At 73.1% G+C, this 22,748-nt stretch carries 20 protein-coding genes; 15 read left to right on the top strand and 5 right to left on the bottom strand.

What is annotated here, in order from left to right:
* Window positions 1-12: 12 nt before the first annotated feature.
* The 8 genes from AB0H71_RS18385 to AB0H71_RS18350 all read left to right on the top strand — a co-directional run bounded on the left by AB0H71_RS18385 (window position 13) and on the right by AB0H71_RS18350 (window position 9,786).
* Window positions 13-1,575 carry an ABC transporter substrate-binding protein gene (locus tag AB0H71_RS18385; protein WP_357021995.1) on the top strand — a complete coding sequence of 521 codons (1,563 nt, stop codon included), beginning with the start codon at window positions 13-15 and terminating at the stop codon, window positions 1,573-1,575.
* Window positions 1,576-1,577: 2 nt separating this feature from the next.
* The gene (locus AB0H71_RS18380) at window positions 1,578-2,564 is read left to right on the top strand and encodes an ABC transporter permease (protein WP_357021840.1); all 987 of its coding nucleotides are present in this window, start codon (window positions 1,578-1,580) and stop codon (window positions 2,562-2,564) included.
* Window positions 2,565-2,760: 196 nt separating this feature from the next.
* Window positions 2,761-3,570, top strand: coding sequence for an ABC transporter permease (locus tag AB0H71_RS18375; protein WP_357021837.1), 810 nt, complete (start codon window positions 2,761-2,763; stop codon window positions 3,568-3,570).
* Between the two features lie 82 nt (window positions 3,571-3,652).
* The gene (locus AB0H71_RS18370) at window positions 3,653-5,335 is read left to right on the top strand and encodes an ABC transporter ATP-binding protein (protein WP_357021834.1); all 1,683 of its coding nucleotides are present in this window, start codon (window positions 3,653-3,655) and stop codon (window positions 5,333-5,335) included.
* Window positions 5,332-6,441, top strand: a complete 1,110-nt coding sequence (locus tag AB0H71_RS18365) for an LLM class flavin-dependent oxidoreductase (RefSeq protein WP_357021832.1) — start codon at window positions 5,332-5,334, stop codon at window positions 6,439-6,441. Before AB0H71_RS18370 ends, AB0H71_RS18365 begins: the two co-directional genes overlap by 4 nt.
* Window positions 6,438-7,829, top strand: coding sequence for an NtaA/DmoA family FMN-dependent monooxygenase (locus AB0H71_RS18360; RefSeq protein WP_357021829.1), 1,392 nt, complete (start codon window positions 6,438-6,440; stop codon window positions 7,827-7,829). Before AB0H71_RS18365 ends, AB0H71_RS18360 begins: the two co-directional genes overlap by 4 nt.
* A complete protein-coding gene (locus AB0H71_RS18355) occupies window positions 7,826-8,641 on the top strand; it encodes a DUF1684 domain-containing protein (protein WP_357021826.1) in 816 nt (271 codons plus the stop codon). Before AB0H71_RS18360 ends, AB0H71_RS18355 begins: the two co-directional genes overlap by 4 nt.
* Window positions 8,638-9,786: an LLM class flavin-dependent oxidoreductase gene (locus AB0H71_RS18350; RefSeq protein ID WP_357021824.1), complete on the top strand. Its 1,149-nt coding sequence runs from the start codon at window positions 8,638-8,640 to the stop codon at window positions 9,784-9,786. The genes AB0H71_RS18355 and AB0H71_RS18350 overlap by 4 nt, the downstream gene beginning before the upstream one ends.
* A gap of 25 nt (window positions 9,787-9,811) precedes the next feature.
* On the opposite strand, the gene AB0H71_RS18345 is transcribed toward AB0H71_RS18350, so the two are convergent.
* Complete coding sequence (locus tag AB0H71_RS18345; protein WP_357021992.1) at window positions 9,812-10,732, bottom strand: methylenetetrahydrofolate reductase; 921 nt, start codon at window positions 10,730-10,732, stop codon at window positions 9,812-9,814.
* Between the two features lie 216 nt (window positions 10,733-10,948).
* Between AB0H71_RS18345 and AB0H71_RS18340 the strand changes: the two genes are divergently transcribed.
* The 5 genes from AB0H71_RS18340 to AB0H71_RS18320 all read left to right on the top strand — a co-directional run bounded on the left by AB0H71_RS18340 (window position 10,949) and on the right by AB0H71_RS18320 (window position 16,619).
* Entirely contained in the window at window positions 10,949-12,184 is a 1,236-nt protein-coding gene (locus AB0H71_RS18340) for a polyprenyl synthetase family protein (RefSeq protein WP_357021821.1), read from the top strand.
* Window positions 12,181-12,825, top strand: a complete 645-nt coding sequence (locus AB0H71_RS18335) for a hypothetical protein (RefSeq protein WP_357021818.1) — start codon at window positions 12,181-12,183, stop codon at window positions 12,823-12,825. The genes AB0H71_RS18340 and AB0H71_RS18335 overlap by 4 nt, the downstream gene beginning before the upstream one ends.
* The gene (gene crtI / locus AB0H71_RS18330) at window positions 12,822-14,402 is read left to right on the top strand and encodes a phytoene desaturase family protein (RefSeq protein WP_357021816.1); all 1,581 of its coding nucleotides are present in this window, start codon (window positions 12,822-12,824) and stop codon (window positions 14,400-14,402) included. The genes AB0H71_RS18335 and crtI overlap by 4 nt, the downstream gene beginning before the upstream one ends.
* Before the next feature lie 201 nt (window positions 14,403-14,603).
* Window positions 14,604-16,151: an alpha-(1->6)-mannopyranosyltransferase A gene (locus AB0H71_RS18325; RefSeq protein ID WP_357021989.1), complete on the top strand. Its 1,548-nt coding sequence runs from the start codon at window positions 14,604-14,606 to the stop codon at window positions 16,149-16,151.
* 135 nt (window positions 16,152-16,286) lie between these two features.
* The gene (locus AB0H71_RS18320) at window positions 16,287-16,619 is read left to right on the top strand and encodes a hypothetical protein (protein ID WP_357021813.1); all 333 of its coding nucleotides are present in this window, start codon (window positions 16,287-16,289) and stop codon (window positions 16,617-16,619) included.
* A 180-nt stretch (window positions 16,620-16,799) separates the two neighbouring features.
* On the opposite strand, the gene AB0H71_RS18315 is transcribed toward AB0H71_RS18320, so the two are convergent.
* Complete coding sequence (locus AB0H71_RS18315; RefSeq protein ID WP_357021810.1) at window positions 16,800-16,979, bottom strand: hypothetical protein; 180 nt, start codon at window positions 16,977-16,979, stop codon at window positions 16,800-16,802.
* Window positions 16,980-17,043: 64 nt separating this feature from the next.
* Window positions 17,044-17,259, bottom strand: a complete 216-nt coding sequence (locus AB0H71_RS18310) for a hypothetical protein (RefSeq protein WP_357021807.1) — start codon at window positions 17,257-17,259, stop codon at window positions 17,044-17,046.
* A 521-nt stretch (window positions 17,260-17,780) separates the two neighbouring features.
* Between AB0H71_RS18310 and AB0H71_RS18305 the strand changes: the two genes are divergently transcribed.
* Window positions 17,781-18,854, top strand: coding sequence for a hypothetical protein (locus tag AB0H71_RS18305; protein WP_357021805.1), 1,074 nt, complete (start codon window positions 17,781-17,783; stop codon window positions 18,852-18,854).
* Window positions 18,855-18,861: 7 nt separating this feature from the next.
* On the opposite strand, the gene AB0H71_RS18300 is transcribed toward AB0H71_RS18305, so the two are convergent.
* Window positions 18,862-19,230, bottom strand: coding sequence for an Rv2175c family DNA-binding protein (locus AB0H71_RS18300; protein WP_357021802.1), 369 nt, complete (start codon window positions 19,228-19,230; stop codon window positions 18,862-18,864).
* 159 nt (window positions 19,231-19,389) lie between these two features.
* Here AB0H71_RS18300 and pknB point away from each other — a divergent pair, with 159 nt between their 5' ends.
* A complete protein-coding gene (pknB, locus tag AB0H71_RS18295) occupies window positions 19,390-21,309 on the top strand; it encodes a Stk1 family PASTA domain-containing Ser/Thr kinase (protein ID WP_357021800.1) in 1,920 nt (639 codons plus the stop codon).
* On the opposite strand, the gene AB0H71_RS18290 is transcribed toward pknB, so the two are convergent.
* Window positions 21,310-22,695, bottom strand: a complete 1,386-nt coding sequence (locus tag AB0H71_RS18290) for a class II 3-deoxy-7-phosphoheptulonate synthase (RefSeq protein ID WP_357021798.1) — start codon at window positions 22,693-22,695, stop codon at window positions 21,310-21,312.
* Window positions 22,696-22,748: the final 53 nt, after the last annotated feature.

The following is a 22,748-nucleotide window of genomic DNA, read 5'->3' as shown; positions in this document are numbered from 1 at the left end:
GCCACCGCCGTGCTGGCCGGTTGCGGTGGCGATTCCGGCGGCTCCGGCGCGAACGCCGGTCCGCCGCAGCCGGGCGGCACCCTGCGCTACGGCCTCTCCCAGGCCCCGACCTGCGCCGATCCGGCCCAGGGCGGCAGCAACCAGACCATCTACGTGACCAGGCAGGTCGTCGACTCGCTGACCGACCAGGACCCGAAGACCGGCGAGCTGAAGCCGTGGCTGGCGCGCAGCTGGGAGATCTCCCCGGACGCCACCACCTTCACCTTCACCCTGGCCGAGAACGCGACCTTCAGCGACGGCAGCCCGGTGACCGCGGACTCGGTCAAGCGCACCTTCGACGCCGTCGGCAGGATCGGCGCGGCGAAGGCCCCGCTGGCCGGGAGCTACCTGACCGGCTACACCGGGACCACGGTGGTGGACCCGCGGACCGCGCGGGTCGCCTTCGACCGGCCCAATGCGCAGTTCCTGCAGGCCTCCTCGACCTCGCAGCTCGGCATCCTCTCCGACGCCACCAATGCCGCCACCGCCGAGGAGCGCTGCCAGGGCGAGAAGATCATCGGCAGCGGGCCCTTCACCTACGCCTCGTACACCCAGAACGTCTCCGCGACGCTGGTCAAGCGGGCCGGGTACGCCTGGGGCTCCGAGGTCTTCGGGCACGACGGCGAGGCCTACCTGGACCGGATCGAGTTCACCGTGGTCCCGGAGTCGGGGGTGCGCACCGGCAGCCTCTCCTCCGACCAGCTGGACGCGGTGAGCGACGCGCTGCCGCAGGACGCCCCGCAGATCGAGGCCACCGGCGGCACCGTGCTCACCACGGCCAACCCCGGCGTGGTCTTCGGCCTGCAGCCCAATGTGACCCGCGGCCCGCTGCGCGACCCGGCGGTGCGCACCGCGCTGCTGACCGCGATCGATCGGCAGGAGCTGATCGATACCGTGCTCGGCCCGCAGTTCGCCCCCGCGACCAGCGTGCTCGGCGCGAAAACCCCCGCCTATCAGGATCTCTCCGCGCGGCTGAAGTTCGACCAGACGGCCACCAAGGCGGCGCTGGACAAGGCGGGCTGGGTGCCCGGCTCGGATGGCATCCGGGCCAGGGACGGCGAGCGGCTCAGCTTCGGCGTCACCTTCAGCCAGGTCTTCGCCGGCAACCAGGCGATCCTGGAGCTGGTGCAGCAGCAGCTGCGCCAGGTCGGGGTGGAGCTGCGGCTGGAGCTGGTCTCGGCGGGCGAGTACACCGCGCGGCAGAACTCCGGCGACTTCGACTCGGTCTACTACAACTCGACCAGGGCCGACGGCGATATCCTGCGCGCCACCTTCGGGCTGGACGGCCGCAACCTGAACCGCCGCGCCGCGCTGCCCGCGCTGGACCAGACGCTCGACGCCCAGCTGCGCACCGTCGACACCGGCGCCCGCGCCGAACTCATCCGCACCGCGCAGGGGCAGGTGCTCGACGCCGGGCTGTGGCTCCCCACCATCGAGCTCTCGCAGGCGATCGGGGCCGGGCCGAAGACCAATGACCTGAAGTTCGAGGCGTCGGCGCGGCTGCAGTTCTTCGACGCCTGGCTGAGCGGGCGCTGACCGTGGCCCGCTATCTGGGAATGCGGCTGCTGCAGGCGGTGTGGGTGCTGTGGGCGACGTTCACGGTCTCCTTCGTCGTGCTCTACCTGCTGCCCGCCGACCCGGTGGCGATCGCGGCCGACGGTGGCGCGGGCAACTCCCCGGTCGACGCCGCCGCCATCGAGGAGCTGCGCGCCCGCTACGGGCTGGACAAGCCGCTCTGGGAGCAGTACCTGACCGCGCTCTGGAACGCGCTGCACGGCGACTTCGGCCGCTCGGTGGCGACCGGCCAGCCGGTCACGAAGGCCATCGTCGACGTCCTCCCCTCGACGCTGGCGCTCACCGCCTTCGCGCTGGTCCTGGCGCTGGTGGGCGGGGTCGCGGTAGCCGTGGCGGCGAGCTCGACCCGGCTGCCGCGGCTGCGCACCGCGCTGCTCGCGCTGCCGCCGATCGCGGTGGCGGTGCCGACCTTCTGGACCGGGCTGCTCCTGCTGCAGGTCTTCTCCTTCCGGCTGCACTGGGCCCCGGCCTTCGGCGGCGCCGGGCTGCGCGGCACGGTGCTGCCCGCGCTCACGCTGGCGCTGCCGATCGGCGCGGTGATCGCGCAGGTGCTCGCCGCCGGGTTCGCGAGCACCTGGAAGCAGCCGTTCACCGCGGTGGCGCTGGCCAAGGGCGCCTCCAGGAGCCGGGTGCAGTGGCGGCACGTCACCCGGCCCGCCGCGGTGCCCGCGCTCACCATCGCCGGGGTGCTGGTCGGCACCATGCTGGCCGGCTCGGTGGTGGTGGAGACGGTCTTCGCCCGGGCCGGGCTCGGGCGGCTCACCCAGACCTCGGTGCTGGCCCAGGACATTCCGGTGGTGCAGGGGATCGTGCTGGTCACCGCGCTGGTCTTCGTCGTCGTGAACCTGGTCGTCGACCTGCTGTACCCGCTGCTCGACCCGCGGATCGCGACGGTCGGCGGGCGGGAGCGGGCGGGCGACGCGCTCGAGGAGGTGGCGGCACGTGGTTGAGCTGCTCAAGCAGGGCAGGTCCGGCGGTTCCGGACCGCAGGTGGAAGGTGGTGCGGCCGCGGGCCGCGCGGGAGCGGCACCTGCGCCCGCCGCGGCGACCGGTGCCGACGCTGCGGCGACCGGCTCGGCCGTTTCGGCTCCGCCGAGCGGTGCCGCGGCCGGTCCCGCTGACGCCTCGCGCCACCGGGCGCGGCGGGTGGCTCGCGCGCTGCGCGGGCGGATTCCGCTGGTGCTGTCGGTACTGGTGCTGGTGATCGTCGTGGGCTGGGCGCTCGCCCCCTCGTTCTTCGCCGGTGGCGACCCGCTGATCGGCGTCCCGAAGGAGAAGTTCAGCGCGCCGAGCGCGGCGCACTGGTTCGGCACCGACAACCTGGGCCGCGACCTCTACACCCGGATGGTGCACGGCGCCGCCGCCTCGCTCTCCGCGACGCTGCTCGCGGTGGGGATCGCGCTGGTCGCGGGCACGCTGCTCGGGCTGATCGCGGGCGCCGCGGGCGGCATCGTGGACGCCGCCGTCATGCGCGTGGTCGACGTGCTGCTCTCCATCCCGCAGCTGCTGCTGGCGCTGGCGCTCGTCACCGCGCTCGGCTTCGGGACCAGGAATGTGGCGATCGCCGTCGGCATCTCGCTGGTCGCCAACTTCGCCAGGGTGATGCGCTCGGAGGTGCTGCGGGTGCGGCACGCCGACTACGTGGAGGCCGCGCACGCCTCCGGGGTGCGCTGGTACACCAACCTGGCCAGGCACGTGCTGCCGAACTCCTACCAGCCGGTGCTCGCGCTGGCCACGGTGGAGTTCGGGATGGCGGTGCTCGCCGTCTCGGCGCTGAGCTTCCTCGGCTACGGCGCCGAGCCGCCGGACCCGGAGTGGGGCTCGCTCATCTCCGAGGGCCGCAACTTCCTCGCCACCGCCTGGTGGATGACCACGCTGCCCGGGCTGGTGATCGTGGCGGTCGTGCTCGCCGCGCAGCAGGCCGGGCGCGCCCTGAGCCGGGAGAACACCCCATGAGATACCGCATGATCACATCGAGCCCGGACGTGGGGGCGCAGCGTGACCGCGGCGAGCCCGCGATGACGCGCGGAGGTACCGCATGACCGCCGTCATCGATCCGGTCCGCACCGCGCTGCTGCGCGTCACCGACCTGCGCGTCCGCTACCGCACCGGCGACGGGCCGGTGACCGCGCTGGACGGCGTCTCGCTGACGCTGCACCCCGGTGAGGTGGTGGCGCTGGTCGGCGAATCCGGCTCCGGCAAGTCCACGCTCGCGCAGGCGGTGATCGGGCTGCTTCCGGCGAGCGCCGAGATCGACGGCGGCGCCGTGGAGTTCGACGGCGAGCCGGTGGACCACCGCTCCGAGCGGGCGCTGCGCGAACTGCGCGGCGCGCGCATCGGTTTCGTGCCGCAGGACCCCGGGCTCTCGCTGAACCCGGTGCAGCGCATCGGCGGCCAGGTGGCCGAGGCGCTGCTGGTCCACGGCAGGGCCACCCGTCGCGATGCCGCCGAGCGCGCCGTCGAGCTGCTCGGAGAGGCCGGGCTCGACCGCCCGGCGGACCGCGCGAAGCAGTACCCGCACCAGCTCTCCGGCGGCCAGCGCCAGCGGGTGCTGATCGCGACCGCGCTGGCCTGCTCCCCCGACCTGGTGATCGCCGACGAGCCGACCAGCGCGCTCGACGCCACCGTCGCGCGCCGGGTGCTGGACCGGCTCACCGAGCGCACCGCCGCCCGCGGCGCCGCCGTCCTGCTCATCACCCACGACCTGGCCACCGCCGCCGAGCGCGCGGACCGCCTCGTCGTGCTGCGCGATGGCGCCGTGGTCGAGGAGGGGCCGACCGCGCGGCTGCTCAGCGCGCCGGAGCACCCCTACACCCGCGAGCTGCTCGACTCCTCCCCCGGCCTGGCCGCGTCGGGCCCCGGCCGCGCCGAGCGCGAGCGCGCGGACCAACCGCTGCTGCGGATCACCGGGCTGCGCAAGCGGTTCCGGCTCGGCGGCGCCGCGCTGACCGCGGTGGACGGTGTCTCCCTCGAGCTGGATCGCGGCGAGACGCTGGCGCTGGTCGGCGAGTCCGGCTCCGGCAAGTCGACCACCGCGCGGCTGGCGCTGCGGCTCGCCGACCCGGACGCGGGCACCGTCGAATTCGACGGGCAGCCGCTGACCGCGCTGCGCGGCCGGAAATTACGCGAGCTGCGCAGGCGTTTCCAGATCGTGTACCAGAATCCGTACGGCTCGCTGGACCCGCGGCAGCGGGTGGCCGACATCGTGGCCGAGCCGCTGCGCGCGTACCGCACCGGCGATCGGGCGGCGCGCACCGCGCGGGTCGGGGAGCTGCTGGAGCAGGTCGGGCTCGGCTCCGGCTTCGCCGGGCGGCGTCCGGCGGAGCTCTCCGGCGGGCAGCGGCAGCGGGTGGCCATCGCCCGCGCCCTCGCGCTGCACCCCGAGCTCCTGGTACTGGACGAGCCGGTCTCCGCGCTCGACGCCTCGGTGCAGGCGCAGATCCTGGCCCTGCTGGACGACCTGCAGCGGCGGCTCGGGCTCGCCTACCTCTTCATCTCGCACGACCTCGCGGTGGTGCGCCGGATCAGCGACCGGGTGGCGGTCATGCGGCACGGCCGGATCGTCGAGACCGGCCGAACCGCCGCCCTTTTCGCGACCCCGGAGCACGAGTACACCCGCGAACTGCTGGCCGCGGTCCCGCGGCCGCGAACGGAGCTCTCCGCCGCGCCGGGCCCGCGCCCGGCCGCGGGGCTCCCCGGCCCGGAAAAGGAGACACTGTGAGCGTTCCCTTCCTGCTCGGGATCGAGGCGGCGGGCACCGGCGTCCACCCCGCGTCCTGGCGCCGCCCCGACTCCCGCGCCGAGGAGCTCTTCACCGGCGGCTACTGGGCCGACGCCGCGGCCGCGCTGGAGGCGGCCGGCGCCGACCTGCTCTTCGTCCCCGACTCCTTCGCCCTGCAGCAGGGCGGCCCCGGCGTCACCAGGGGGCGGCTCGACGCGGTCGCCGTAACCGCGCGGGTCGCCGCCCGCACCCGCCGGATCGGGCTGGTGCCGCAGGGCGCGGTCACCCACACCGAGCCCTTCCACCTGTCGAAATCCATTCAGGCGCTGGATTTCGCGAGCCTGGGCCGGGCCGGCTGGGAGGTCACCGTCTCGCCCGGCGCCGAGCAGGCCGCCGCCTTCGGCCGCAAGCCGGAGCAGGGCCACCCCGCGCTCTGGCACGAGGCGGACGAGGCGATCGAGGTCACGGTGCGGCTCTGGGACAGCTGGGAGGACGACGCGGAGATCCGCGATATCCCCACCGGCCGCTTCATCGACCGGGAGAAGCTGCACTACATCGACTTCGCGGGCGACAACTTCTCCGTCAAGGGGCCTTCCATCACCCCGCGCTCGCCGCAGGGGCAGCCGATCGTCGCCGTCCGCGCGGGCGCCGCCGACGACCCGGCCACCGCCGTCGCCGTACAGCGCGCCGACCTGATCCGGGTGGGCACCGCCGAGCCGGAGGCGCTGGCCGCGCAGCGCGACCAGCTCCGAGCCGCGGTCACGGCGGCGGGCCGGGACCCGGAGACCGTGTTCGTGCTCGCCGACCTCGACATCCACCTCGCCGCCACGGTCGAACAGGCCGAGGCCGAGGTCGCCGAGCTGAACGGCTGGCACCCCGCCGAGACCGCCGCCGCGCACATCGGCACCACCGACACCCTGCGCGCCACCCTGGTCGCGCTCGCCGGCGCCGTCGACGGCGTTGTCCTGCGCCCGCTGGCGCTGGCCGCCGCGCTGCCCGCGCTCGGCAGGCTCGGCCACACCCCGCCGGAGTCCGGCGCCACCCTGCGCGACCGACTCGGGCTGGCCCGCCCGGCCAGCCGCTACGCACTCGGAGGAGCACGATGACCACCAGGAAGAAGCAGGTGCACCTGGCGGCGCACTTCCCCGGCGTCAACAACACCACGGTGTGGAGCACCCCGGAGTCCGGCAGCCAGGTCGACTTCGCCTCGTTCAAGCACCTGGCCGAGACCGCCGAGCGCGGCCTCTTCGACTTCTTCTTCCTGGCCGAGGGGCTGCGGCTGCGCGAGCACCTGGGCCGCATCCACGACCTGGACGTGGTCGGCCGCCCCGACACCTTCACCGTGCTGGACGCGCTGGCCGGCGTCACCGAGAAGCTCGGGCTCGCCGGCACCATCAACAGCACCTTCAACGAGCCGTTCGAGCTGGCCAAGCAGTTCGCCTCGCTGGACCACCTCTCCGGCGGCCGGGCCGCCTGGAACGTGGTGACCTCCTCCGACGCCTTCACCGGCGAGAACTTCCGGCGCGGCGGCTACCTCGACTACGAGCAGCGCTACCAGCGCGCCGCCGAGGTGGTGGATGCCGCCCGCGCGCTCTGGGACGCCTGGCCCGAGGACGCGCTCACCGTCGACCGGGCAGCGGGCATCTTCGCCCGCGACGTGCCGGAGACCGCCTTCCACGGCGAGCACATCGAATTCACCGGCCGCTTCGTGCTGCCGCGCAGCCCGCAGGGGCACCCGGTGCTGCTGCAGGCCGGCGACTCGGACGGCGGCCGCGAGTTCGGCGCCCGCTCCGCCGACGCCATCTTCACCGGCCACGGCACCCTGGAGGCGGGCCGGGCCTTCTACGCGAACGTCAAGGACCGGCTGGCCAAGTACGGCCGGGAGCGGGACGAGCTCAAGATCCTGCCCGCCGCCACCTTCGTGCTCGGCGACACCGACGCCGAGGCGCACGAGCGCGCCGCGCAGATCCGGTTGCAGCAGGTGAGCCCGCAGACCGCCATCTCCTTCCTGGAGCAGGTGTGGGGCCGCGACCTCTCCGGCTACGACCCGGACGGCCCGCTGCCCGAGGTCGAGCCCTCCGGCGACGTCACCATCACCCGGGGCCGGGTGCGGCACCGCAAGGACCCGCTCGCGGTCGCCGAGGAGTGGCGGGCCAAGGCCGAAGCGGAGAACCTCACGATCCGGCAGCTGGTCATCGAGGTCACCTCCCGGCAGCAGTTCGTCGGCACCCCGGCGGGCGTCGCCGAGCAGATCGACACCTACGTGCAGACCGACGCCTCGGACGGCTTCATCCTGGTGCCGCACCTGACCCCGCACGGCCTGGACGAATTCGTCGACCGGGTGGTGCCGGAGCTGCAGGAGCGCGGCAGTTTCCGCACCGAGTACACCGGCAGCACCCTGCGCGAGCACCTCGGGCTCGCGCACCCGGCCCAGCGGCAGCGCCGCCGTCCCCCGGTTTCCGAACACCGCAGCGAAGGAGTCCGCGCGTCATGACCGCCGTCACCACCGATTCGGCCACCCACTTCGCCCGCGAGTGGGAGCGCTGGCACCACGCCCGCGTCGACCGGCTGCGCGACCCGCTCGGCTTCCTCAGCCTCACCGCGCTGCACTGGCTCACCGACGCCCCCGAGCGCATCGACGGCCTCCCCGGCACCTGGTGGGTGACCGACGACAAGGTCTTCATCACCGCCCGCCCCGGCGACCGGCTGGACCACGAGGGCACCCGGATCGCCGGCGTGCACATCGTGCGGCCGCTGGAGGCCGCGCCCGGTATCACCGTGCGCCACGACGACCGGGTGCTGGAGATCATCCGGCGCACCGGGCAGTACGCGGTCCGGGTGCACGACCCGGCCTCGCCCGCGCTGGTCACCTTCCGGGACATCCCGTCCTACCCGCCCGCCGCCGAGTGGGTCGTCGCGGGCCGGTTCACCCGGTTCGCCGAGCCGGAGCAGGTGACCACCGGCGCTGTGGTGCCGGGGCTGGAGCACCACCACACCGCGGTCGGCACCGTCGAGTTCGAGCTGAACGGCGTCACCGAGCAGCTGGTCGCCTTCGGCGCAGGCGACGACCTGCGGGTGCTCTTCACCGACGCCACCAGCGGCATCACCAGCTACCCCGGCGCGCGGGCGCTGAGCATCGCGGCCCCGGCCGCGGACGGCACGGTCGTGCTCGACTTCAACCGGGCCACCAACCTGCCCTGCGCCTTCACCGCCTACGCGACCTGCCCGGTGGCCCCGGAGCGCAACCGGCTCCGGGTGGCGATCGAAGCGGGCGAGCAGGATCCGCGGACGGAGCAGAGCTCATGAGCATTCCGCTCTCCATCCTCGATCTGTCGCCGATCAGCGCGGGCAGCACCGCCGCGCAGGCGCTGCGCGACACCGTCGACCTCGCGCGGCAGGCGGAACGGTGGGGCTACCACCGGTACTGGCTGGCCGAGCACCACTTCGTGCGGGTGGCCAGCTCGTCCTCGGTGACGCTGCTCGGGCTGGTCGCCGCCGCCACCGAGCGGATCCGGGTCGGCACCGCCGCGGTGCAGGTCGGGCACCACACCTCGGCCTCGGTGGTGGAGGCGTTCGGCACCATCGACGCGCTGTACCCGGACCGGCTGGATCTCGGCATCGGGCGCTCCGGGCACCGGAAGGCGCAGTTCGGGTCGGAGGCGGGCAAACCGGCGGCGCCGCGCGGCACCGAGGTGCGCGACGGCGTCGTGGTGCCGCCGCCCTTCGACCCCGGGCGAATCACCGACCGCTCGCGCTTCGTCGCCGCTTTGCAGGCGCTGCAACTGCCGGGGGCGCAGCCGCTGGACTTCCCGGAGCAGGTCGAGCAGATCCGCGGGCTCCTCGACGGCAGCTTCGTCACCGGCGACGGGGTCGCGCTGCACGCGGTGCCCGGCGAGGGCGCGCAGGTCGCGCTGTGGATCTTCGGCAGCTCGGCCGGGGAGAGCGCGGAGCTGGCCGGGCGGCTCGGGTTGCCCTTCGCCGCCGCCTACCACGTCGCGCCGGGCAGCGCGCTGGACGCCATCGCCGCCTACCGGGCCGCCTTCCGCCCCTCGGCGGTGCTCGCCGAGCCCTACGCGGTGATCTCCGCCGACGTGCTCGTCGGGCCGGACGAGGAGACGGCGCGGTACCGGGCCCGCGGGTACGGGCACTGGGTGTACAGCATCCGCAGCGGTGCGGGCGCCGCCGACTACCTCGCGCCGGATTCGGTACCGCCGCTCACCGACGAGCAGGAGAAGCTTGTCGAGGATCGGATCGCCACCCGCTTCGTCGGCACCGCGCACGATGTCGCCGCCCGCCTGGCGGCGCTGCGCCGGGTCAGCAACGCCAACGAGGTCCTGGCCACGACCATCGCCTTCGACCACCAGCACCGCCTGGAGTCGCACCGCCTGCTCGCCGAGGCATGGGCCGCCCGCGGCGAACAACTCGACTCTCCCCAGTCCGGCGCGGCCTGACCGGGACCCGCGGCGCCGGAACCCCCTACGCCGAGACCGGCGCCGCCGTCACCCCGTACCCGAGGTTCGTCAGCACCTCGGTCGTAGCTTTCGCGAAGTTCAGCGTGATGAAGTGCAGGCAGGGCGCGCCCTCGTCGATCAACCGCTGCGCCATCTCGGTGGCGATCTCGATCCCGGCGGCCCGGACCGCGGCCCGATCCTCCTCGGGCCCGTCCCCGGCGGCCGCGGTGAGCCGGTCGACGACGGCGGCGGGCAGCGGCCGCCCGCACAGCTCCTCGGCCCGGCGCACGGTGCGCAGCGAGGTGATCGGCATGAGCTCGGGGATGATCGGCTTGGCGCCCTGCTCCGGGTCGAGCGCCACCAGCCGGTCGCGCAGCCGCAGGTAGTGCTCGACGTCGAAGAACATCTGGGTGATCGAGTACTCGGCGCCGGCCCGCAGCTTGGCGGCCAGGTGCCTGGTGTCGTGGTCCAGATCCGGCGACCGGTGGTGCCCCTGCGGGAAGGAGGCCACCCCGACGTGGAAATCGCCGAGGTCGCGCACGATCCGCACCAGCTCCTCGGCGTACTCGACGCCGTCCGGGTGCCGCACCCACTCGCCGAGCGGATCGCCGGGCGGGTCGCCGCGCAGTACCAGCACATTGCAGATCCCGGCGTCGGCGTACGACCCCACCAGCGCGCGCAGCTCGGCGACGCTGTGCGAGACCGCGGTCAGGTGCGCCACCGGAAGCAGTGTGGTCTCCCCCGCCAGCTGCCCGGTCACCCGCACCGTGCGATCCCGGGTGGAGCCGCCCGCGCCGTAGGTCATGGAGACGAAGGCCGGGTGCATGCGCTCGAACTCGCGCACCGCACGCCACAGCTTCGCCTCGGCCGCCGCGTCCCGCGGCGGATTGAACTCCACCGAGAACGGCACCAGCCGCTGCCCGTGCGTCCGCAGGCTCCGCACCACCGACGGTGTGCCCGACGCCCGCCGTCCCCCCAGATCGTCCACAGTCACCGGCCCAGTGTAGAGGCCGGGGCGCGCCCGGCCCCCGCCGCTGTGCGGGGCCGGAAACGGCGCCGCCGCGTATCCGACGGGCACCCGCCCTGCCCGCCGCTGTGCAGGGCTCGAGCGGGAGCGCGTATCCTACGGGCAGACGGCTGTGCATCGATCGTGCCTGCCGTCATGCCCCGAGCAGATCTGTGCGGGCACGTCGTCGTGCCCGCACCGGCCGTCGAGAACCGATCCCGGGAGGTTCCCCTGTCCGCCGGACCAGGCACCCCGTCGCCCGTCGCCACCGGGCGCGCCGCCGCGGCGACGGCAACCCTCGCGGCGCCCGACCCCCGGCCGGCGCTGCGCGCCTTCGTCACCGCCGTCGAGGGCGCACTGGTCGAGTTCTTCGAGAGCAGAACGGCACTGGTCGAGCCGCTCGGCCCGCCCTTCACCGAATCCGCCGACGTGCTGCGCGACTTCGTGCTGCGCGGCGGCAAGCGAACCAGGCCCTCGTTCGCGTGGACCGGCTGGCTCGGCGCGGGCGGCGACCCGGACGGCCCCGACGCCCCCGGCGTACTGCGCGCCTGCGCGGCGCTGGAGCTGGTGCAGGCCTGCGCGCTGATCCACGACGACATCATCGATTCGTCGCGGACCCGGCGCCGCTTCCCCACCGTGCACGTCGACTTCGAGCAGCGGCACCGGGAGCGGGCGCTGCTCGGCGACCCGGCGCACTTCGGCGTCTCGGTGGCGATCCTGGTCGGCGATCTCGCGCTGGCCTGGGCCGACGACATGGTGAACGGGGCGGGGCTTGACCCGGCCGCGTTCACCAGGTTCGCCCCGGTGTGGGCGCGCATGCGCACCGAGGTGCTCGGCGGGCAGCTGCTCGACATCCAGGGCGAGGCGGGCGGCGACGAGACGGTCGCGGCGGCGCTGCGCATCAACGAGTTCAAGACCGCGGCCTACACCATCGAACGTCCGCTGCACCTCGGTGCGGCGCTGGCCGACGCCGGCCCCGAGCTGGTCGCGGCGTACCGGACGTTCGGCACGGACATCGGCGTCGCCTTCCAGCTCCGCGACGACCTGCTCGGGGTGTTCGGCGACCCCGAGGTCACCGGCAAGCCGTCCGGTGACGATCTGCGCGAGGGCAAGCGCACCGTGTTGCTGGCCGAGGCGCTGCGCCGCGCCGACGCCACCGACCCGGCCGCCGCCCGACTGCTGCGCTCCCGGATCGGCACCGATCTCGGTGCCGACGAGGTGGCGCTGCTGCGGGAGCTGCTCGTCGACCTGGGTGCGGTCGACGACGTGGAGGCCCGCATCACCGACCTCACCGAGCGCGGTCTGGCCGCGCTCGAATCCAGCTCGGCCGAGCCCGTCGCGAAAGCGCAGTTGCGCGCGATGGCGCTGGCCGCCACCAGGAGAGCCCTATGAGAGCCTTCGTCGCCCCGCAGGACCGAGTGATCGTCGTCGGCAGCTGCCCGCCCGCACCGCGGGGCAGCCGCAGGCCCGGCCCCGCGCCCGGCGAACGCCGGGTCGTGCTCGGCGCCGGGCTGCCCGCGCCGCGCACCATCCCCACCGGCCGCCGCAGGCGCACGGTCGTCGTCCCCGCCGGGTTCCCCAGCGGGGAGTTCGAGCCGGAGACCGGGTTCGAGCCCGGCCCCGACCGGGATCGCACCGACGGCCGTGAGCCGGCCGCCGGCCGCGAGACCGGCGATGCCGCCGCGCACGACGAGAGCCGCGATGCCGACACCGCTCGCGTGGAGGGTGCGGCGCACGGCGCGCGCGAGCGCGGCGCCGGTCTCCACCAGGACGCCGCTGCGGAGACCGGCGCGAAGCACGCCGCCGCGGCTGCCGCCGGCGCCGCGACCGGCGCGGAGTACGACGCCGACGACCTGGTCCACACGGACGATGAACCGCGCCCGCTGATCGCCCGCCAGCGCCGCATCACCCAGCGCCGCCCGGAACCCGAGCCGGACGAGTTCGAGATCGAGTACCGCGCCCTGCAGATCGCCCGCGACCGCGAGGCCGAGGACCGCACTCTGGCGGGAATCGCCGAACTGCTCGACGCATGACCCGCGGGCCCGCGCCCGCCACCGTCCAAGGCCACCCCGAACGGGTGGTCGTGGTCGGCGCGGGCCTCGCCGGCCTCGCCGCCGCGCTCTACCTGACCGGCGCCGGGCACCGCGTCACCGTGCTGGAGCGCGCCGACCACCCCGGCGGCCGGGTCGGCCGCTACCGCGGCCCGGACTACGAGATCGACTCCGGCGCCACCGTCCTCACCCTCCCCGAACTGGTCACCGAGGCCCTGGCCGCGGTAGGCAGCACCCCCGAGCAGTGCGACCCCCCACTCCGGATGCGCCCGCTCACCCCCAGCTACCACGCCCGCTTCGCCGACGGCGCCGACCTGCGCGTCTACGCCGACCCGGACGCCATGGCCGCCGAGGTGGACCGCTTCGCCGGCCCCGAGGCGGCCCGCGGCTACCGCGCCCTGCGCGCCTGGCTGGCCCGGATCTACCGGGCCGAGTACGGCGAGTTCATGGACACCAACTTCGACTCCGCCCTGGACATGGTCCGCTACCCGGCCAAGCGCGCCGCGCTGCTCCGCCTGCTCCGATTGGGCGGCTTCGGCAGGCTCGGCCCCGCGGTGGCCCGCTTCGTCCGGGACCCGCGGATCGCCCGGGTCTTCACCTTCCAGGCGCTGTACGCGGGCACCGCCCCCGCGCAGGCGCTCGCCGTCTACGGCGCCATCCCGCACATGGACACCTCACTCGGCGTCTACTACCCCGAGGGCGGCATGCGCGCCATCGCCGCCTCGATGGCGGGCGCGCTCACCGCGGCGGGCGGCACGCTGCGGCTGAACACCGAGGCCGCGGGCGTGACCCGCCGCGGCCGCCGCGCAACCGCGGTCCGGCTCGCCGACGGCTCCGAGCTCCCCTGCGACGCCCTCGTGCTCACCGCCGACCTCGGCGAGCTCGGCCGCTTCGGGCTGCGCCGCAGACCGGGGCTGCGCGCCTCGCCGTCGGCGGTGGTCGCGCACGGCACCGTGCCCGCCGCGGTCGCCGCGCGCTGGCCGATCCAGGCGCACCACACCATCGACTTCGGCGCCGCCTGGGAGCGCACCTTCGCCGAGATCACCGCCGCCCGCGGCCGGGGCAGGCTGATGAACGACCCCTCACTGCTGCTCACCCGCCCCGCGCTCACCGACCCGGCGCTCCTCATCCAGCGCCCCGACGGTCCCGCCGAGCCCTTCTCCCTGCTCGCCCCCTGCCCGAACCTCACCGCGGCGCCCCTGGATTGGGACCGCCTCGGCCCCGCGTACCTGCGCGAGCTGCTCGCGCTGCTGGAGACCCGCGGCTACACCGGCATCTCCCGCCACTTCGCCGTCGACCACCTCGACACCCCGGCGACCTGGCTCGCCCGCGGCATGCTGGCGGGCAGCCCGTTCTCCGCGGCGCACCTCTTCCGGCAGACCGGGCCCTTCCGCCCGCGCAACCTGCCGCGCCGGTACGACAACGTCGTGCTGGCAGGCTGCGGCACCACGCCGGGGGTCGGGGTGCCCACCGCGCTGCTCTCCGGAAAGCTCGCGGCGCAACGGATCACCGGGGCCGCGGTGCCCGCCCGGCTCGATCCCCGCGCACCGGCGGGTTAGGGTCTCCAGGGCGGCTCGTAAACTGGGCAGCCGTACCGGCCCGGTGATGCCGGCGCAGACCTATTCGCTCCGCGGTTGCGACCGCCGACCACGACGGGGGGACCCGCTCCGGATGGCTTCCCCCGACACGTCCCGAGACCGATGACCGAAACCCTGTCCACCGTGACCCCCGCCGCAGGCGCCGCACACCCGCGCGGGCGGATGCGGGTGGCCGCCGACTTCCTGCGCAGCCCCGAGGGGCACGCCGCGCTGCTCGGGCTGGCCGGCGCGGTCATGATCACCTTCGGCGGGTTCGGCGCGGGCAGCGTGCGCAAGCGCGATCCGCTGCTGGAGGCCGCGCACCTCTCCTGGCTGCGCTTCGGGCACGGCTACGCGCTCTCCACCATCCTGATCTGGATCGGCGTGCTGCTCATGATCACCGGGTGGGTGCGGCTCGGCCGGCTCACCCTCGGCACCGGCGGCGTGCGCTCCTCGGTGACGCTGAACGAGCTGCGCGCCATCGTCGGGATCTGGATCTTCCCGCTGCTCTTCGCCGTGCCCATGTTCAGCCGCGACGCCTACTCCTACCTGGCCCAGGGCGCGCTGCTGCGCGACGGCTTCGACCCGTACCAGGTCGGCCCGGTCGCCAACCCCGGCGTGCTGCTGGACAACGTCAGCCCCGTCTGGACCACCACCACCGCCCCCTACGGCCCCATCTTCCTGCTCCTCGGCCGCGCCATCACCATGCTCACCGGGGACAACGTGGTCACCGGCACCATCGCGCTGCGCCTGGTCATGCTGCCCGGCCTCGCGCTCATGATGTGGGCGGTGCCGTACCTGACGAAGCACCTCGGCGGCAAACCGACCGTCGCGCTCTGGCTCGCGGTACTGAACCCGCTGGTGCTCATCCACCTGATCGGCGGCGTGCACAACGAGATGCTCATGGTCGGGCTGCTCTGCGCCGCCATCGCGCTGGTCCTGGAGCGGCACCACGTGGCCGGAATCGTGGTGGTCGCGATCGGCGTCGCCATCAAGGCCACCGCAGGCGTCGCACTGCCCTTCCTGGTCTGGATCTGGATGATCCACGAACGCGAGCGGCGCGCCGCCCAGCGAGCCGCAGGGGACGACTCCGAGAGCGCCGAGCTGCCGCACCCCACGCTCATGTTCGCCAAGATCGCCGGGCTCGGGCTCGGCGTCTTCGCCGTGGTCTTCGTCGCGGCCTCCGCGCTGGCCGGGGTCGGCATCGGCTGGCTCACCGCGCTCTCCGGCTCGAAGAAGATCATCAACTGGCTCTCGCTGCCGACCGTCATGGCGCACGCCCTCACCTGGATCTCCCCGCTGCAGATCGGGCAGGTGCTCGACATCACCCGGCTGCTCTGCATGCTCGCCCTGGTCGCCGTGCTGGCCTGGACGTGGTGGCGGTTCAAGGACAGCGAGCGCGAGGCGGTAGCCGGGATCATGATCGCCTTCGTCGCGATCGTCATCCTCTCCCCCGCCGCGCTGCCCTGGTACTACTCCTGGCCGCTCGCCCTCGCCGCCGGTTTCGCCCTTTCTTTGGGCACGCTGCAGGTGCTGGTGGGGTTGTGTACCTGGCTCATGCTGGTTTTTCAGCCGGATGGTTCTATCGGGTTGTACAACTTCTGGCACGTGGCGCTAGCCGTCTTCGCCGCTGTCGTCGCGGCGCTGTCGTTGCGTACGGTCGATCCACTGCGCCTGCGTTCGACGCGGTCCGCCGTGACCACGCCGACGGTCGTCCCGGCACACACCTAACCCTCTACAGTGGTCGTGCAGCCTCCCCCTGCGGGGTGCGAGGAAGTGAGGCCGGGATCCCCGCCGGACGACGGGACCCGGCCTTCGCGCTCTCTTGAGCCGCCGACTCGACGACTGCACCGCGAGGAGTAGCTGATGAGCGACGCCCGGATTGACGGAACTCGCTACAGCAAGCCCGCTGTAGTTCCCGACGACCTGCGCCTGCTCACCGGCCCAACCGCTGGCATCGTCCACCTTCCTGTGCACCTCGACTGGTCGGGATGCGCCATCTACGACCTCGATCGTCCCGGCAGGATCGTCGATCTGTATCGCGCGGTCATCAACGAAGCCGCCAGCCCTGCCGACCTGCACACATATCTCGATGCGTCGACGTTGAAGCGGCTGTGGTCTGATATCTGGCTTCCGGTAGGGATCCGGCGTGCCTGGGAGAGCCGTTTTCCCGAGCTCAGCTGCCTAGCCTCGGCTTGAACAGTTGAACCGCTCGCTGCTGAACTCCACTGCGGCGTGCGCGAGATCACCACGCGCGCGATCTACAAGCGGTGCGCACCGAAACTCGGAGCGGGCTGGTGGAAGTGAGCAAGGCCTACACCGCGAAGGTGACCCGCGACGAGGATGCCTGGTCGATTGAGGTGCCCGAGGTCGACCGCGTCACACAGGCGCCCAACCTGACGCCAGGTCGACGTGATGGCTCGCGACCTCACCGTCATCATGGACGGCATCGACCCGGCCGAGATCGAGCTGCGCATCGAGTGGACGACCGACATCACCGCCTCGCTGACCGAGGTCTATGCGGCGAAGAAGGCCGCCGGCGGTGACCAACGAAGCCACCAGCCCCACCGACCTGCACACCTACCTCGATGTGGTGCATTGAGCCACCTGTGGTTCCAGGTAACTACGGCTCCAGGTACAACCGCTCGTTCGGCAGTCGCGGCAGATCGGCGGTGCCGGAGGCGGCGACGCTGACCGCCTCGACGTAGTGCCGCTGCTCGTGCTCCTGGACGAAGAGCAGCGCGGCCGTTGTGCAGGCCGCGAAGTCGAACCAGGTCCCATGCAGCGATATCGACAGCCGGACGTCGGGCTCGTCCGGCAGTGGAGAGACTCGGCGCATCCTTCGCGATCCGAGGAGGGCGGTTTGGACGGGTGTATCGCCGCTCGACACCGGCCGCCGTGGCGCGTCCTCCGTCATGGCTCTTGCCCTTCCAGCGCCTGCACCGACAGAAGCGCACCCGGCACCGGGGGCGGAAGCCACCGACTCCGACACCGTTTGCGGGGCCGATGCGCCGATGTCGACAGCCACCTCGGCGACGCCCGGTACCGGGTGCGGAATCGACCGTAAACGGTCTGACCGGACGTGAACCGGCCGGAATCGGCGGTTGTACTGGGATATTAGAAACCGGTATACGGACGGGGCAGTGCCGAAATCCCCTGCCGGTCAGCGGTTCCCGGAGATCGCGGGGGCGTAGTCTTCGTGCAGGGGGTGAGCGGTATGCGTATGACCACCGGCGAGGTCATCCGACGAGTACGCCGATCCATCGGCATGACCCAGGCAGAGCTGGGTTCCGTGCTCGGGTACACCCAGCCCGCGATCCCCAGCTGGAGCACGACGGCTCCGCGATCCACGATGTCCGCGTGCTCCGTCGCGTAGCCCGCGCACTCCACATCCCCCTTGCCATACTGGTGACGGAGGACGAAGAGGAGGCGGACGTGCAGCGACGCGAATTCTTCAGAGCCGGAGCCATCGGCGCGGGCGCGGTGGCGGGTGTCGCAACCGCGCCGAGCGCCCTCGGAACATCCGGCACGCCACGTATCGGCGCCTCCGATATCGCCGCCCTCGCCGACAGCGTCGAGCAGCTCCACAGCCTGGACCTGGTACTCGGCGGTGACCGGCTGCGCGGCCTCGCAGCGGGCCAGGTGCGCTACGCCAGGCAGCTGCTCGGCGCAGGCAGCTACAGTGACGCGGTCGGCCAGGAGCTGGCTGGCACAACGGCCGAGCTGATGACCGCCGCCGGGTGGGTGGAGTACGACTCCGGACACCCCGGCAAAGCCGCCCGCTACTACACCGAAGCCGCCCAGACCGCCACGGCCGCTGATGACGGCATCGCCGCCGCGCACGCACTCGGCAATGCCAGTCACCTCATGGTCAACCGGCTCGGTTCCGAGACGAGCGGTGACCGGCTGGCGGTGCAGTACGCGCAGGCAGCCACCCGGGCTGCGGCGAAGCGCGGCGGACCAGGACTTCGCGCGCTGATGGCGCTGCGCGAGGCGGAGGCGAACGGCGCGCGCGGCGACCGGGTCGAGATGGCCAGGGCCGTCTCACGCGCGTTCCGCGCCTACGACTCCAGCCGCGGGTTCGATCCCGGCTGGGTGTACCTGCCCCAGGCGGAGATGAGCGGCGTATCCGGCAAGGCCCACATGCGCATCGGTGACCACGCCGCCGCCGTCGCGCACTTCAGGGACGCGATCGCCGGTTCCAGCGCCTGGCCGCGCGAGCGGGCCTCCTGGCAGCTGCATCTGACGCACAATCTGATCCGGAGCGGCGACGTCGCCGCCGCCTGCGGCCAGCTCACCGACACCTTCGCCACCATCACGGAGCTGGCATCGGCCCGATTGCAGCGACGTCTGGCCGACGTGATCGCCCTCGTGCGGCCGCACTCCGCGGTGCCCGAGGCGCGCGAACTCCTCGGCCTATGGGTAAGCCGCTGAGACCTGATCAGAACGGGTCTGCCGCGGCCCGGCGCACGACCTCCCGCGCCAAATCCCCGTGCAACGCATCCACCGGCTTCCCCGGCAACGTCGGATCGTCGGTGAACACCCACTCCAGAATCTCCTCGTCGGTGTACTTCCCGTCCCGCATGACGGTGATCAACCCGGGAAGCATCCGGACAACGGCCCCATCACGGTCGAAGAACCGCGCGGGCACCCCGGCGACCCCGTCCCGGCGGACGGCGAGCAACTGGTGATCGCGCAGCATCTGGTGCACCCGGGTGACCGGGATACCGAGCTGCTCGGCGACATCGGGCAGGTTCAGCAGCTCGACGTCGGCCGGAAGCACATCCTCGCTGCAGGGAAAGGAACTCACGGGCAACTACGGTAGACGGTCGGTTCCCGCACGTCGTGATCCACCCGCGACCGTCGCGCCGATACCATCGACACCGGCCGCACCGGGCGGCCGCATCGCCCGCCGCGCGGCACGCGAGGGGTGGACGTTCGGAATCCGGAGGAACACGTGATCGGCCAGATGCTCGAAGGGCGTTATCGCATCGATGCGCCGATCGCCCGGGGCGGGATGTCGACGGTCTTCCGCGGCGTCGACACCCGGCTGGACCGCCCGGTCGCGATCAAGGTGATGGATCCGCGCTTCGCCTCCGATCCGCAGTTTCTGGCCCGGTTCGAGTTCGAGGCGCGGTCGGTGGCCAAGCTCAAGCATCCGTCGCTGGTGGCGGTGTACGACCAGGGCGTGGACGGGGAGCACCCGTTCCTGATCATGGAGCTGGTGGAGGGCGGCACGCTGCGCGAGCTGCTGCGCGAGCGCGGGCCGATGCCGCCGCACGCGGTGCGCGCGGTGGCCGAGCCGGCGCTGGGCGCGGTGGGGGTCGCGCACCGGGCGGGGCTGGTGCACCGCGACATCAAGCCGGAGAACGTGCTCATCTCCGACGCGGGCGAGGTGAAGATCGCTGATTTCGGGCTGGTTCGCGCGGTCGCGGCGGCGACGACGACCTCGGCGAGCGTCATCCTCGGCACCGCCGCCTACCTCTCCCCCGAGCAGGTCACCAGCGGCACCGCGGACGCCCGCTCCGACGTCTACGCCTTCGGCATCCTGATCTTCGAGCTGCTCACCGGCCGGGCGCCGTTCACCGGCGACACCTCGCTGTCGATCGCCTACCAGCGCATCGAGAACGATGTGCCGCCGCCGAGCGCCTTCATCGAGGGCGTGCCCCCGGAATTCGACCGGCTGGTGGCCCGCGCCACCGCGCGCGAGCCGAGCCACCGTTTCGCCGACGCCGTGGAGATGGCCGCCGAGCTGCGCGGCATCGCGGCCGCGCTGGCGCTGCCCGCCTACCGGGTGCCCGCGCCCAGGGAGTCCGCCGAGCACACCAGCTCGAGCAGGCGCGTCGCCGAGATGCCACCGCCCCCGCAGCAGCAGCCGCAGCACACCCGGGTGCAGACGGCGGCCCGGCCGGTGGACCACGGCACCGCGATGCACCATGAGCCGGGGCTGCCGGAGCCGCGCCGCTACGACCCCTACGAGCAGCAGCAGTACCCGTACGCGGGCGACCCGCACCGGCAGAAGCGCACGGTCTGGCTCTGGGTGGCGCTGGTCGCGGTGCTGACGCTGGTGGTCGGGGTCGGCGGCTGGTGGTTCGGCGCGGGCCGCTACGAGGCGGTGCCCGCGATCGCCGGGATGCCGACCGAGCGTGCGGTGGCGGCGCTCACCGAGGCCGGGTTCGAGACCGAGATCCGGCAGAAGGCCTCGGACACCGTCCCGGTGGGCGGCGTGGTCGGCAGCGATCCCTCGGCGGGGTCCCGGGTGACCAAGGGCTCGACGATCGGCGTGCTGGTCTCCAGCGGCAGGCCCCGGGTGCCGGAGGCGAACGCGGGCGCCGATATCGGCGCGATCAACCGCGCCATCCGTGATGCCGGGCTCACCCCGGTCGACGCGGGTGAGACCGGGAGCAGCGCCCCGAAGGGCACGCTGGCCAGGGTCGAGCCGGCGCCGGGGACGGTGCTGCCGACCGGCGGGCAGGTCAAGGTCTTCAAGAGCCGCGGCTCGACACCGGTGAAGGTGCCCGATGTGAGCGGCCGCAGCACCGAGGAGGCGGCGAGCATCCTGCAGGCCGCGGGGCTGGAGATCGCGGAGACCAGGGAGCAGTACGACCGCGGCACCGAGGGCGGCAAGGCCATCGGCACCGACCCGCAGCCGGGCACCCAGCTGCAGTCCGGCGACACGGTGGTGCTGCTGGTCTCGAACGCGGTGAAGATCCCGCTGGTGGTCGGCAAGAGCGTCGGCAATGCCCGCGCCGAGCTCCAGCAGCTCGGGTTGCAGGTGCAGGTGCGGCAGCTGACCCCGTCGGACGGGTCCGTGGTGATCGGGCAGACGCCGGGCGTCGGCGCGAACGTGGAGGCGGGCTCCATGATCGCGCTGACCGCGCTGCCGTAGTTACCGCAGCATCTCGGCGACCAGGAAGGCCAGCTCCAGCGACTGCTGGGTATTGAGCCTCGGATCGCAGGCCGTCTCGTAGCGCCCGGAGAGGTCCAGGTCGGAGATCTCCTGGGCGCCGCCGAGGCACTCGGTGACGTCCTCGCCGGTGAGCTCGATGTGCAGCCCGCCGGGGTGCGTGCCGAGCCCGCGGTGCACCTCGAAGAAGCCCTGCACCTCGTCCACGATCCGGTCGAAGTGCCTGGTCTTGAAGCCGGTCGAGGCCTCGTGGGTATTGCCGTGCATGGGGTCGCACTGCCAGATCACCTGGTGCCCGGTGGCCTGCACCTTCTCCACGATGGGCGGCAGGATGTCGCGCACCCGGCTGTTGCCCATGCGGGAGACGATGGTGAGCCGGCCGGGCTCGTTGTTCGGGTCGAGCCGCTCGACGTACTCCACCGCCAGCTCCGGCGTGGTGGTCGGCCCGATCTTGATGCCGATCGGGTTGGCCAGCAGCTCGGCCAGCGCGATGTGCGCGCCGTCCAGCTGCCTGGTGCGCTCGCCGATCCAGAGGAAGTGCGCGGAGAGGTCGTAGAGCACCGGCTCGCCCGCGGCGTTCTCCGCGAGCCGCAGCATGGCGCGCTCGTAGTCGAGGACCAGCGCCTCGTGGCTGGCGTAGATCCTGGCCTGCTGCAGGCTGGGGTCGTTCACCCGGCAGGCGGTCATGAAGCGCAGCCCGCGGTCGATCTCCTCGGCCAGCGCCTCGTACCTGGCGCCGGCCGGCGACTGCGCGACGAAGTCGCGGTTCCAGTCGTGCACCCGGTGCAGGTCGGCCATGCCCGCGCCGGTGAGCGCCCGCACCAGGTTCATGGCGGCGCTGGCATTGGCGTAGGCGCGGACCAGCCGGGACGGGTCGTGCACGCGCAGCGCCGCGTCGGCGACCAGCGAGTTCACCATGTCGCCGCGGTACGACGTCAGCCCGAGCGCGTCGGTGTCCGAGGAGCGCGGCTTGGCGTACTGCCCGGCGATCCTGGCCACCTTCACCACCGGCAGGCTGGCGCCGTAGGTGAGCACGACGGCCATCTGCAGCAGGGTGCGGATATTGCCGCGGATGTGCGGCTCGGTGTTGTCGGCGAAGGTCTCCGCGCAGTCGCCGCCCTGCATGAGGAAGGCCTCGCCGCGGGCCACCTCGGCGAGCCGCTCGCGCAGCTCCTCCACCTCGGCGGGCACGCAGATGGGCGGCACGCTCTCCAGCACGGTGCGCATCTGGGCGGCCTGCTCCGGATCCCAGGACGGCTGCTGCAGCGCGGGTCGCGCCAGCGCCGCGTCCAGGCGCCTGCGCAGCTCCGAGGGGAGCGGCGGCAGTTCCGGCAAGCGGTCGATCGGTACGTCGACGGTCCAATTCACCAGTTCAGGATACGTACCGCGGCACCGCATAGGGTGAACGGGCGGTGCCGATC

Source organism: Nocardia sp. NPDC050697 (assembly GCF_040654395.1).
Taxonomy (GTDB): Bacteria; Actinomycetota; Actinomycetes; order Mycobacteriales; family Mycobacteriaceae; genus Nocardia.
The sequence above is the reverse complement of the archived record's forward strand: the minus strand, read 5'-3'. Positions and strand labels throughout refer to the sequence as shown.

Excerpts from the sequence above, each read along its gene's own strand:
- AB0H71_RS18355 (WP_357021826.1), top strand. The coding sequence starts at position 7,826 with ATGACCGCCGTCACCACCGATTCGGCCACCCACTTCGCCCGCGAGTGG.
- AB0H71_RS18310 (WP_357021807.1), bottom strand. The coding sequence starts at position 17,259 with ATGCGCCGAGTCTCTCCACTGCCGGACGAGCCCGACGTCCGGCTGTCG.
- pknB (WP_357021800.1), top strand. The coding sequence starts at position 19,390 with ATGCTCGAAGGGCGTTATCGCATCGATGCGCCGATCGCCCGGGGCGGG.
- AB0H71_RS18360 (WP_357021829.1), top strand. The coding sequence starts at position 6,438 with ATGACCACCAGGAAGAAGCAGGTGCACCTGGCGGCGCACTTCCCCGGC.
- AB0H71_RS18325 (WP_357021989.1), top strand. The coding sequence starts at position 14,604 with ATGCGGGTGGCCGCCGACTTCCTGCGCAGCCCCGAGGGGCACGCCGCG.
- AB0H71_RS18370 (WP_357021834.1), top strand. The coding sequence starts at position 3,653 with ATGACCGCCGTCATCGATCCGGTCCGCACCGCGCTGCTGCGCGTCACC.
- AB0H71_RS18320 (WP_357021813.1), top strand. The coding sequence starts at position 16,287 with ATGAGCGACGCCCGGATTGACGGAACTCGCTACAGCAAGCCCGCTGTA.
- AB0H71_RS18350 (WP_357021824.1), top strand. The coding sequence starts at position 8,638 with ATGAGCATTCCGCTCTCCATCCTCGATCTGTCGCCGATCAGCGCGGGC.
- crtI (WP_357021816.1), top strand. The coding sequence starts at position 12,822 with ATGACCCGCGGGCCCGCGCCCGCCACCGTCCAAGGCCACCCCGAACGG.
- AB0H71_RS18340 (WP_357021821.1), top strand. The coding sequence starts at position 10,949 with ATGCCCCGAGCAGATCTGTGCGGGCACGTCGTCGTGCCCGCACCGGCC.
- AB0H71_RS18335 (WP_357021818.1), top strand. The coding sequence starts at position 12,181 with ATGAGAGCCTTCGTCGCCCCGCAGGACCGAGTGATCGTCGTCGGCAGC.